Here is an 11,611-nt window from a genome sequence, read left to right as displayed (position 1 = left end):
GACCGACCCGCCCCCCGGGAGGCGCGCGACGTCGCCCACCCGGCCATCGCCGGTCAAACCACCGCGTTCCGACGACGAAAATCATCTCCCCCGCCGCCACAGCGACACTTCTTCAGCAGCCTGCTAGAGAACCGGCGGATCGGGCACATTGCCGGGGCGGGCCCGCCCCCGCTAGAAGCCCGGCACGGGCCGCAGCCGCGGCCCCCCATTGCCGCATCCGAGGCCGTCATGAACGGCGAGCGACCGCCCGGTCCGAATCTGCCCGAGGCGCTGACGCGCCTGCTCCGGGCTCCCAAAAGCGCGATCTGGCCGACGCCGGAGGATCGGAACCGCCTGCGCCTCGGCCCCCAGAAGCCGCGCGAGCCCAGCCGCGCCGTCCTGGGTGTCTGGCTCTGGGCGATCCTCTATAACCTCATCGGCTTCGCGATCCTCGCGACGCTCTGGCGGACGATGCACTGACCTGATGATGCGATACGCCCTTCTCTGCGCCCGCGCGCATCCTCACGCGATCGCGGCGGCGCTCGCGTTCGGCCTTGCTCTGGGGCCTGCCGCGGCGCAGGCGCCCGGAGATGCCCTCAACGCCGACGAATCGAGCGGCGCCGTGAAGGTCTGTTCGCCTGTGGCGCTGCCGCGCTGGCGCTCGATGACCCCGGTCCCCAAGACCTGGACCTTCCTCGACTGCATGGGTTTCTCCGGCGACATGGGAGCGACCCATTTCCAGCTCGGCTGCCTGTTCACCAACGTCACGCCTCACGCGCAGAAATACGCCTGGGGTGCGTTGGTGCAGATCGAGAAGTCGGCCCTGGCGAAGGCTCAGCCGCCGGTCCCGAATTGCGGCTGGTGAGCGGCCCGCCCGGAAGATGACACGCCCGGTTTCGTCGCGGACCATGCCCCCCAGGGTCAGCGCGACGGGGGCGCCGGGCTTCGGCCGGTCGGACCGGCACCGGATCCGGTCGTGCACCACCTCGACCAGCGCTTCGGCGGCGGCATGGCAGGCTTCCAGATCGTCGGCGAAGCTGAGCCCGTCCTCGTCGCGCCTGAGCCCCCGCCCATCGATGAAGTCGGTGAAAGAGCGCACGGCGCACAGTCGCGCGGGCGAACCGGGGCCTGAACCCAGGCCGTCGATCGTCGGCCGCAAGGGGTTGGGGCGATCCGTTTCGATGCGGCCATCCCGCGGCTCACGGCAAAGCACGCCACGGCATACGCAGCGCCGTCAGCGAACCGAATGAAATCATACACCGTGCGGAGCGTTCGGTCCCGGTACCGGCGGTCTGTCCGGAACGTCGACGGAGGCGGGACGCCGATCCACGGACCGCGTCGGGCACCGATCGGATTATCCCACGATTACGAGCCGGTCGTGCGCGCGCCGACACGAAAGCCGGCAATCGGGCAGAGCCGGTGGGATCGAGATGGGGATAACCAATCCCGGGAACGCGGCTCAGCGACGCCCACGCCGCGCAAAGCTTCGTTAAAGGCGCGCCTTTAGGTTGCTCGCGTCAACATGGAATGGGTCCGGCCCGCCCCCCGATCCACGGAACGGACCCCGATGTCGGCGTGCGGGCGCGGACACGCTTTGACGCACAGCCACGATCGGTCTAATGAGGAGACACTGACCAAAGCAAGATTCATGCCGCCATCCCGTGGCGGCCGACGGCGAACCACGCAGGAAGGCATCGGGGCTTCGCATGAGTTTGGTGCAACGGCTGGAAGTGCGTCAGGGCCAGGCCCTGGTGATGACGCCGCAGCTCCTGCAGGCGATCAAGCTCCTCCAACTCTCGCAGCTTGACCTCGCCGCCTACGTGGAGGCCGAGCTGGAGCGAAACCCCCTCCTGGAACGGGCCGAGCCCGAGCCGTCCGCCACCCATGAGACGGCCGAACCCACCTACGGGGAGGATGGGTCCGCCGACGGCTTCGAGGCGGGCGAGCCCGAATCCTGGCTTCCGGGCGAGCTTAATCCGAGTCGCGGCGAGATCGAGACTGATTTCGACACCCGCCTCGACAACGTCTTCCCCGACGAGGTGCCGGTCCAGGCGCGGGAGGTCGGCGGCGGCGACATGCTCTCGCTGACACCGCCGCCCTACGGCAGCACCGGCGGCAGCTTCGACGCCGAAGCCCCGGATTTCGAGGCCACGCTCACGGCGGAGACCTCCCTGCGCGACCACCTCGCGGGCCAGCTCGAGCTGGCCACGCGGGATCCCAGGGAGCGTCTGATCGGCGGCTTCCTGATCGACGCGGTGGACGAGGCCGGCTACCTGCGCGAATCGGTCGAAGCCGTGGCCGAGCGCCTCGGCGCCGAGCCGGCCATCGTGGCGCGGATCCTGAGCCTGGTGCAGACGTTCGACCCGCCCGGTATCGCCGCCCGCGACCTCGCGGAATGTCTGGCGATCCAGCTGCGCGAGCGCGACCGGTTCGACCCGGCCATGCAGGCGCTGGTTTCGCGCCTCGACCTCGTGGCCAAGCGCGATTTCGGCGCCCTGCGACGCCTCTGCGCGGTGGACGACGAGGATCTCGTCGACATGCTGGGCGAGATCCGCCGCCTCGATCCCAAGCCCGGCCGGGCCTTCGGCTCGCACGCCGCGGAGGTTCTGATCCCCGACGTGTTCGTGCGCGCGGCACCGGACGGATCCTGGCTGGTCGAGCTGAACAGCGAGGCCCTGCCGCGGGTCCTCGTGAACCAGAGCTACTACGCCCGGGTGGTGCGCGGGGCGACCGCCGACGGCGACAAGGCCTTCCTGTCGGAGGCGCTGCAGAACGCCAACTGGCTGACCCGCTCCCTGGAGCAGCGCGCCCGCACGATCCTGAAGGTCGCCACCGAGATCGTGCGCCAGCAGGACGGGTTCTTCATGTACGGCGTGACGCACCTGCGCCCGCTCAACCTGAAGACGGTGGCGGAGGCGATCGGCATGCACGAATCGACCGTCTCGCGGGTCACCTCCAACAAGGCGATCGGCACCAGCCGGGGCACACTGGAGATGAAGTACTTCTTCACCGCGGCGATCCCGGGGGCGGCGGGCGCGGCGGCGCATTCCTCGGAGGCCGTGCGCCACCGGATCAAGCAGCTCGTCGACGGCGAGACCCCGAACGACGTCCTCTCGGACGACGCACTCGTCCAGAAGCTGCGCGGCGAGGGCATCGACATCGCCCGACGGACGGTGGCCAAATACCGGGAATCCCTGCGGATCCCGAGCTCGATCGAGCGTCGCCGGGAGCATTTCGCCCACGGTTCGGCCCACCACACCGCCCTGGCCTTGCGCTGAGGCCGCGGCCGGGCTTGCGCCCGGCGCCGGTCCGGCCCATCGGTGGCGCCGAATTTCGACGCCCGGACCTCCGATGACCGCTTCCGCGACGCCCCAGCGCAGCCTCACCGCCATCGTGCTCGCGGCCGGGAAGGGCACGCGGATGCGCTCGGACCTGCCGAAGGTGCTCCACAGAATCGCCGGGCGCAGCATGCTCGGCCACGTGCTGGCGGCCGTGCAGGCGGCCGGTGCCGGCCGGATCGCCGTGGTGGCCGAGCCCGGGCGCGAGGACGTCGCCGCCGAGATCGCCAAGGCCGCCCCCGGCGCGCAGGTCTTCCCGCAGGCCGAGCGCCTGGGCACCGCCCACGCCGTGCTGGCCGCCCGGGACGTGCTCGCGGATGCCGACGACGACGTGGTGATCGCCTTCGGCGACACGCCGCTCGTCACCGCCGAGACCTTTCTGAGGCTCCGCGCGCCCCTCGCGGAGGGCGCGGCGGTGGCGGTGCTGGCCTTCGAGACCGCGACGCCGACCGGGTACGGGCGCGTGCTTACCGAGGGCAGCCGTGTCCTGGCGATCCGCGAGGAGAAGGACGCGAGCGCGGCCGAGCGGGCCGTGACCCTGTGCAATGCCGGGCTGATGGCCCTCTCCGGGCGGCACGCCCTGTCGCTGCTCACCCGCATCGGCAACGACAATGCCGCCGGCGAGTACTACCTGCCGGACGCCGTGGCGCTCGCCGTGGCGGACGGCCTGTCGGTCACCACCGTGCCGGTGGACGAGGCCGAGGCGCAGGGCGTCAACGACCGGGTGCAGCTCGGCGTCGCCGAGGCGGCGATCCAGGGTCGGCTCCGGCGCAACGCCATGCTGGGGGGGGCCACCCTGGTCGCCCCCGAGACGGTGTTCCTGAGCTACGACACGATGCTCGGGCGCGACGTGATCGTGGAGCCCAACGTGGTGTTCGGCCCCGGCGTGCGGATCGGCGACGGCTGCACCGTGCGGGCCTTCGCGCATCTCACCGAGACAGAGTTGAAGGCGGGTGTCCGGATCGGGCCGTTCGTGCGCCTGCGCGGTCACGCGGTGCTGGAGACGGGCGCGGAACTCGGCAACTTCGTGGAGCTGAAGAACGCCCGGATGGGCGCCGGCGCCAAGGCCGCGCACCTGACCTATCTCGGCGACGCGGAGGTCGGCGCGAAGGCCAATATCGGCGCCGGCACGATCACCTGCAATTACGACGGGGTGCTCAAGCACCGCACCACGATCGGCGCAGGGGCCTTCATCGGCTCGAACTCCGCCCTGGTGGCGCCGGTGACGGTCGGGGAGGGGGCCTACGTCGCCTCGGGCTCGGTGATCACCGACGACGTGCCGGCCGACGCCATGGCGGTCGCCCGCGGCCGGCAGGCGGTGAAGCCGGGATGGGCGAAGCTCAAGCGGGCGGCCCTGCTCGCCGAGAAGGCCTTGCGCGGGGGGCGTTGAGGCGGACAGATCCGGGGCCTAGTCCCGAGCAGCCGATCCTGACCTGTCCGGCATCGTCGACACGGGGTGGTGTTCGGCCATCGAAGCTCGGCCCGGCGCGGGTCGGCGACCAGGGCTCTGCCGGATAGGCTCGCACGATGAAGCACGCACAGTCCCACCTGTGGCCGGGCGTTCCGCTGGCCCTTCTCTCGGCCGTGCTGTTCGGAGCCGCGGCGCCTTTTGCCAAGCTGCTGCTCGGCGTGATGCCGCCGCAAATGCTCGCCGGGCTCCTCTACCTCGGCGCCGGCATCGGCCTGGCCGCCGTGCAGGGCGGTCGGATGGCGCTCGGACTCCCGACCCCGGAAGCCCCCCTGCGCCGTCACGATCGGCCGTGGCTGGCGGCGGTGGTCCTGTTCGGTGGGGTGGCCGGCCCGCTCCTGCTGATGCTGGGGCTGACGCGCAGTTCGGCCGCCTCCGGCTCGCTCCTGCTCAATCTCGAAGGGCTCGCCACGTTGCTGATCGCGTGGGTGGTGTTCCGGGAAAACGTCGATCGGCGGCTGATGCTTGGCGCATTCAGCATCCTCGCGGGCGCGGCCGTCCTGTCGTGGGGTGGCGAAGGCGTGCGCCTCGATGCCGGCGCGGCGCTGATCGCCGCCGCCTGCCTCGCCTGGGGCATCGACAACAACCTGACCCGCAAGCTGTCCTCGGCCGACCCGTTGGCGACGGCCACGATCAAAGGGCTGGTGGCGGGCAGCGTGAACGTGGGCCTCGCGTTGGTGCTGGGCGCGTCCGTGCCGTCCGCGGCGACGATCGGGATGGCGGCCGTGGTCGGCTTCCTCGGCGTCGGCGTCAGCCTCGTCCTGTTCATGCTGGCGCTGCGCCACCTCGGGGCGGCACGCACCGGAGCCTACTTCTCCCTCGCGCCGTTCATCGGCGCGGTGATCGCGGTCAGCCTGCTGCACGAGCCCGTGACCGCTCAGCTGGTGGTGGCCGGGTTGCTGATGGGGGTGGGCCTGTGTCTGCACCTCGCGGAACGGCACGAGCACGAGCATGTCCACGGGGTGTTGGAGCACGAGCACGTCCACGTCCACGATGAACACCATCAGCACCATCACGACGGGCCGGTGGTGGAGCCCCATTCGCACTGGCACCGGCACGCGCCGCTGCGGCACACCCATCCGCACTACCCCGACCTGCACCATCAGCACGGCCATCGGTAGACGCGCGGTCGCTTCTCCGGGCGGAATGGCCCTGTCGGCTTCGGTCCCCGCGCGCCGGACGCTTGACGCATGTCGGCGCAGCTGGGACATCGCCGCCTCCCCGGACATCAACCCGCACGATGCTGCTCAACCGCCTGTTCCCCGTCTGCGCCGTCCTGGCCGCGGCCACGGCCTATTTTGTGCCGGCCATGTTCCTCCCGGTGCTCCCGCATGTCGCCGTGCTGCTGGCAGTCATCATGTTCGCCCTCGGGGTGACGCTGACGCCCGCGGATTTCCGCCGGATCCTGGCCCGGCCCGCGCCGGTCGCGGCGGGCGTCGTGGTCCACTACCTCGTGATGCCAGCCGCCGCCTGGGCCATCGCCCACGCCCTCGGCATGGGCACGGAGCTCACGACCGGCATGGTGCTGGTCGGCAGCGTCGCCAGCGGCACGAGCTCGACCCTGATGGTCTACATCGCGGGCGGCGATGTCGCCCTGTCGGTCACGATCGCCACGGCGTCGACGCTGGTGGGCCTCGTCGCGACGCCGCTCCTGGTGCGCCTCTACGTCGATGCCAGCGTGCCGGTGGATGTGGCGGGGCTGCTCGCCAGCCTCGTGGAGATCGTGGCCGCGCCGGTGGCGCTCGGGCTGGCGCTCAACCGGCTCGCGCCGCGCCTCGTCGGGCGCCTTGAGCGCGCGCTGCCCGCCGTGTCGATGCTCGCCATCCTGCTGATCATCGGCGCCGTCGTGGCCGGCAGCCGGGGGAGCATCGCGGCGGTCGGGCCCCTCGTGCTGCTGGCGGTGGTGCTGCACAACGGCGCCGGTCTGCTGGGCGGCTACTGGAGCGGCCGCCTGCTCGGCTTCGACGAGGGCACCTGCCGCACCCTGGCGCTCGAAGTCGGCATGCAGAATTCCGGCCTCGCGGCGGCCCTGGGCAAGCTCTACTTCTCGCCGCTGGCCGCCCTGCCGGGGGCGGTTTTTTCGGTGTGGCACAATCTGTCGGGCTCGGTCCTGGCCGGCTACTGGTCGGGCCGGGGCTCAGCCATCAAGGCGCGCCCCTGACAGGACCGCAGACGCGACCGCTCCCGCATCGACTCGGCAGGGCTGGCCCTGCGCGGCCCTGATCCGGTACAAGTCACGCTTGGCTTAGGCCCGGGCGAACGGCCCGGACCTTGCGCGGCGCGTCCGCGCGGCCATCCGGGCGTCAAAGCGAGAGACATCCCATGTGCGGCATCGTCGGCATCGTCGGGCGCGACGCGGTGGCGGGGCAGGTGATCGAGGCCCTGCGGCGGCTCGAATACCGCGGCTACGATTCCGCCGGCATCGCCACCCTGGAGCACGGGCGGCTGGAGCGGCGCCGGGCCTCGGGCAAGCTCGTCAATCTGGAGGCGAAGCTCGTTCAGGAGCCGCTCACCGGCACGATCGGCATCGGCCACACACGCTGGGCCACCCACGGACGCCCCAATGAGACCAACGCCCATCCGCACGCCACCAAGCGGCTCGCTGTCGTGCACAACGGCATCATCGAGAATTTTCGCGAGCTGAAGCAGGAGCTCGAGGCCGACGGCGTGGTCTTCCAGACCGAGACCGACACCGAGGTCGTCGCCCAGCTCGTCAGCCGCAACATGGACCGGCAGATGGGCCCGGTGGAGGCGGTCGCCGCCGCCCTGCCGCGGCTGCGCGGCGCCTTCGCGCTGGGCTTCATCTTCGCCGGCGAGGAGAACCTGCTGATCGGCGCCCGGCACGGCGCGCCCCTCGCGGTCGGCTTCGGCGAGGGCGAGACCTATCTCGGCTCGGACGCCCTGGCGCTCGCCCCGTTCACCGACGCGCTCACCTACCTCGACGAGGGCGACTGGGCGATCCTGACCCGGAACGGCGCCGAGATCCGCGATGCGTCGGGCGCCGTGGTCGAACGCCCCCGGCAAAAGATCGCCACGCAGGCCTACCGGATCGACAAGGGCGAATATCGCCACTTCATGGCCAAGGAGATCCACGAGCAACCGGAGGTCGTGGGCCGCACGCTCGCCCACTACGTCGACATGGCGCAGGGGAGGGTGATGCTGCCCGAGGCGCTGCCCTTCGACTTCGCCAAGCTCAGCCGCGTCTATATCACCGCCTGCGGCACGGCCTATTATGCGGGCCTCGTCGCCCGCTACTGGTTCGAGCAGGTGGCACGCCTGCCGGTGGAGATCGACGTCGCCTCCGAGGCCCGCTACCGCGAGGCGCCTCTGGAGAAGGACGGGCTGACGCTGGTCATCTCGCAATCGGGCGAGACCGCCGACACGCTGGCCTCGCTGCGCTACGCGAAATCGCAGGGCCAGCACACGCTGAGCGTGGTCAACGTGCCGACCTCGACCATCGCGCGGGAATCCTCCGTGGTGATGCCGACCCTGGCCGGGCCGGAGATCGGCGTCGCCTCCACCAAGGCGTTCTCCTGCCAGCTCACCGTGCTGCTCTGCCTCGCCATCGCGGCGGGCCGGGCGCGGGGCACCCTCGATGCGGCGGGCGAGAAGCGCCTGGTCGATGCGCTGATCAAGGCACCGGGGCTGATGGCGGAGGCGCTGACCCAGGAGGCCGCGATCGAGGGCCTCGCCCGCGAGGTCGCGAAGGCGCGGGACGTGCTCTATCTCGGCCGCGGCACCAGCTACCCGATGGCGCTGGAGGGCGCGCTGAAGCTGAAGGAGATCAGCTACATCCATGCCGAGGGCTACGCCGCGGGCGAGCTGAAGCACGGGCCGATCGCGCTGATCGACGAGAGCGTGCCGGTGATCGTGATCGCGCCGCACGACGCGGTGTTCGAGAAGACAGTGTCGAATATGCAGGAGGTGGCGGCCCGCGGCGGGCGGATCGTGCTGATCGGCGACGCCAAGGGCGCGGCCGAGCACGGGCTGGAGACGCTCGCGACCTTCACCATGCCGGCGCTGGACGCCACCGTGGCGCCGATCGTCTACGCGGTGCCGATCCAGCTGCTGGCCTACCACACCGCGGTGTTCATGGGGAAAGACGTGGACCAGCCCCGCAACCTCGCCAAATCCGTGACGGTGGAATAGGCGCGGCGCCGTCCTTGCAAGCGTGCGACCCCGTTGATCCCGGTACGAGGCTCCCATGACCGCCCATGACACCGACGCCCTCCGCTGGCTCGACGGGCAGGAGGGGGCGATGATCGCGCTCCTCGAGGAGCTCGTGAACATCGATTCCGGCTCCTACGACAAGCCGGGCGTCGATGCGGTCGGCGCGCGCATCGCGGCGTTCCTGGCGGGCGAGGGCATCCCGGTCACGACGATCCCGGTCGAGGGCTACGGCGACGCGCTGAAGGCCGAGGTCGCGGGTTCCGGCGGCGGCAACAGGCCGGTGGTGCTGATGGGCCACCGCGACACGGTCTTCCCGAAGGGCGAGGTGGCGCGCCGCCCGTTCCACGTCGCCGATGGCCGCGCCTACGGGCCGGGCGTCGCCGACATGAAGGCCGGCCTCGTGATGAACGCCTTCGTGCTGGCCGCCTATCACCGGGCCGGCGGGGCACCGGTGCCCCTCGTCGGCCTGTTCACCAGCGACGAGGAGATCGGTTCGCCGGCCTGCCGGCCGATCATCGAGGAGACCGCCCGGGGCGCCCGGGCGGTGCTGAACTCCGAGCCGGGGCGGCCGACCGGCAACGTCGTCACCGGTCGCAAGGGCGGCGTGTTCATGCAGCTGGAAGTGCTGGGCAAGGCGGCCCATTCCGGCGGCAACTATGCCGACGGGCGCAGCGCCATCCTGGAACTCGCCCACAAGACGGTGGCGTTCCACGCGATCACCGACCTCGAACGCGGCATTACCGTCAATGTCGGGCTCGTCTCGGGCGGCCAGTCGGTCAACACCGTGGCGCCCCGGGCGACCTGCGAGATCGACCTGCGTTACGTCACCCCGTCCGACCGCGCGGAGGCCATGGACCGGATCGCCGCGATCGTGTCGGCCTCGACGGTGCCGGGCACCACCGCGCACCTGTCCATCAAGGGCGAGTTCCTGCCGCTGGTGCAGGACGAAGGCGCCCGGGCGCTGTTTCAGACCTACGCGCAGGTGAGCGCTGGGCTGGGCCGGCCGGTCGAGGGCGAGTTCGCCGGCGGCTGCGCCGATTCCGGCTTCACCGCCAGCGTCGGCTGCCCGACCCTCTGCGCCGTGGGCCCGGTCGGCGGCAAGGCGCATTCGCCCGAGGAGTATCTGGAGGTGGACAGCCTCGTGCCGCGGGCACGCGCGATGGCACAGACCATCGCGGCGCTGTGAGAGCCTGTTCGCCTGGGCACAGGTTGTTTCTGCGTTGCAGACCGACCCAGTCATGGTTTCGAAAGGTCGAGACCTTTCGCGGGTCCAGGGCAGCGCCCTGGTAACCTCTCAGGGCTCCGCCCTGAGCACCCGCCAAAGGGCTGAAGCCCTTTGGAAACCCAGGATCTCGGTCAAGCAACCGCCGCGGCTCAGAGGTCGACCATCGCGAGCGCCGCGGATCAGTCCCGCACGGCCCCAGCGAGGCGCAGCAGAAAGCCGTCGACGGCGCCCTTGTCGATCCAGCGCAGCACCGCGACCAGATCGCGGTCCGGATCGCACCAGATCACGTTGTTGCCGGCGCCCAGCGCGCTGAAGGCGTTCGCGGACAGCTGCGGTTTGGCGGCCGCGCCCCGATTGAGCCACCAGAGATAGCCGTAGCTCTCAAGCGTCGGCGACGGGGTCAGCATGGCGCGGATCCAGCGTTCCGACAGGAGCTGCCGCCCATCGCAGGCGCCGCCGCGGGCGATCAGCAGCCCGAAGCGGGCATGATCGTCGGCGCCGATGAACAGGCCGCCGCCCCAATGGCCGCCACCCGGCACCGATTGGACGCGCCGTCCTTCGATTGCGACCCAGGCATTGTCGTAGCCGTGCCACGCCCAGTCGCGGGAGGCGCCGATCGGGTCCATGATCCGTTCGCGCAGCACCTCCGGCAGGGCGCGGCCGAACAGCCGCATCAGGCAATAGGAGAGGAGGTTCACCCGCACGTCGTTGTACTCGTAGTGGGTGCCGGGCGGCTTCAGCGCCCGCTTCTCGCCCTTGCGGCTGTTGTCCGCCCCCGGTCCGATCTGGCGGAAGTGATCGACCTGATCGGATTTCCCGAACAGCACGCCCTGCCACTCGCTCGATTGCTGCAGCAGATGGCACCACGTGATCGCGCCGTTATGCGCCCCGTCGAGGAGCGGGTCCGGCACGCTGTCGCGCACCGGCGCATCGACGTCGGGGATCAGCCCGTCATCGTGGGCGAGGCCCGCCAGCACCGCGAGGTAGCTCTTGGCGATCGAGAAGGTCATGTCCGGACGGGCCGTGTCGCCCCAGGCGGCGACCCGGCGACCGCCCTTCAGGATCACGCCGGCCGGGCCGCCCCGTTCGCGCACAGGGCCCGCGATGGCACTCCACGGCCCGGTCTCGTTCCACTCGACGATCCCGACATAGCGGCCATCCGGATAATAGAGGCTGCGCGGCCACGCGCTCTCATGCGCCTCGGCATAGGCGACTGCCTCCGCGAGTCGGGCGGGATCGAAGCCGGCCGCTTCGGGATCGGCCTGGTCCCACGCCGCTCCCGGCCATGTCCGCGCCATTCGCTCACGCACGCACCACCTCCCTTGTCCAGGCGCGAGCGCATCCTCCACCGGAGGCGCTCACGCGGCCTTGCTCCGCACGGGACGCGGCGCAGCCCCTGCCGTCGGGCGTCCCATAGCGCGGACGGAGAGG

General features: G+C 71.0%; 9 protein-coding genes and 1 pseudogene. 8 read left to right on the top strand and 2 right to left on the bottom strand.

From position 1 onward, the window contains the following. Positions 1–228 precede the first annotated feature (228 nt). Complete coding sequence (locus AAHG09_RS28575) at positions 229–459, top strand: hypothetical protein (protein ID WP_342111186.1); 231 nt, start codon at positions 229–231, stop codon at positions 457–459. 4 nt (positions 460–463) lie between these two features. Further along, complete coding sequence (locus AAHG09_RS28570) at positions 464–844, top strand: hypothetical protein (RefSeq protein ID WP_342111184.1); 381 nt, start codon at positions 464–466, stop codon at positions 842–844. 66 nt (positions 845–910) lie between these two features. Here AAHG09_RS28570 and AAHG09_RS32005 read toward each other — a convergent pair. Then, positions 911–1,078 (bottom strand): annotated as a pseudogene (locus AAHG09_RS32005) (DUF6894 family protein); the annotation flags it as partial. A 607-nt stretch (positions 1,079–1,685) separates the two neighbouring features. On the opposite strand from AAHG09_RS32005, the gene rpoN reads away from it, so the two are divergent. From rpoN to AAHG09_RS28535, 6 genes are all read left to right on the top strand, one after another. Next, the gene (gene rpoN, locus AAHG09_RS28560) at positions 1,686–3,257 is read left to right on the top strand and encodes an RNA polymerase factor sigma-54 (protein WP_342111181.1); all 1,572 of its coding nucleotides are present in this window, start codon (positions 1,686–1,688) and stop codon (positions 3,255–3,257) included. A gap of 73 nt (positions 3,258–3,330) precedes the next feature. Continuing rightward, positions 3,331–4,707, top strand: a complete 1,377-nt coding sequence (gene glmU / locus AAHG09_RS28555) for a bifunctional UDP-N-acetylglucosamine diphosphorylase/glucosamine-1-phosphate N-acetyltransferase GlmU (RefSeq protein ID WP_342111178.1) — start codon at positions 3,331–3,333, stop codon at positions 4,705–4,707. 137 nt (positions 4,708–4,844) lie between these two features. After that, positions 4,845–5,906 (top strand): DMT family transporter, encoded by a 1,062-nt coding sequence (locus tag AAHG09_RS28550; protein ID WP_342111176.1) that lies wholly within the window; start codon positions 4,845–4,847, stop codon positions 5,904–5,906. Positions 5,907–6,025: 119 nt separating this feature from the next. After that, complete coding sequence (gene panS / locus AAHG09_RS28545; RefSeq protein WP_342111173.1) at positions 6,026–6,946, top strand: ketopantoate/pantoate/pantothenate transporter PanS; 921 nt, start codon at positions 6,026–6,028, stop codon at positions 6,944–6,946. 161 nt (positions 6,947–7,107) lie between these two features. Continuing rightward, the gene (gene glmS / locus AAHG09_RS28540) at positions 7,108–8,934 is read left to right on the top strand and encodes a glutamine--fructose-6-phosphate transaminase (isomerizing) (RefSeq protein WP_342111171.1); all 1,827 of its coding nucleotides are present in this window, start codon (positions 7,108–7,110) and stop codon (positions 8,932–8,934) included. Positions 8,935–8,989: 55 nt separating this feature from the next. After that, complete coding sequence (locus tag AAHG09_RS28535) at positions 8,990–10,141, top strand: M20 family metallopeptidase (protein ID WP_342111169.1); 1,152 nt, start codon at positions 8,990–8,992, stop codon at positions 10,139–10,141. 218 nt (positions 10,142–10,359) lie between these two features. On the opposite strand, the gene AAHG09_RS28530 is transcribed toward AAHG09_RS28535, so the two are convergent. Continuing rightward, the gene (locus AAHG09_RS28530) at positions 10,360–11,490 is read right to left on the bottom strand and encodes a serine hydrolase domain-containing protein (RefSeq protein ID WP_342111166.1); all 1,131 of its coding nucleotides are present in this window, start codon (positions 11,488–11,490) and stop codon (positions 10,360–10,362) included. Positions 11,491–11,611 lie beyond the last annotated feature (121 nt).

The organism is Methylobacterium guangdongense, from assembly GCF_038442355.1.
GTDB classification, from domain to species: domain Bacteria; phylum Pseudomonadota; class Alphaproteobacteria; order Rhizobiales; family Beijerinckiaceae; genus Methylobacterium; species Methylobacterium guangdongense.
Note: the sequence above shows the minus strand (reverse complement) of the source record. Positions and strands in the feature narration are given on the sequence as shown.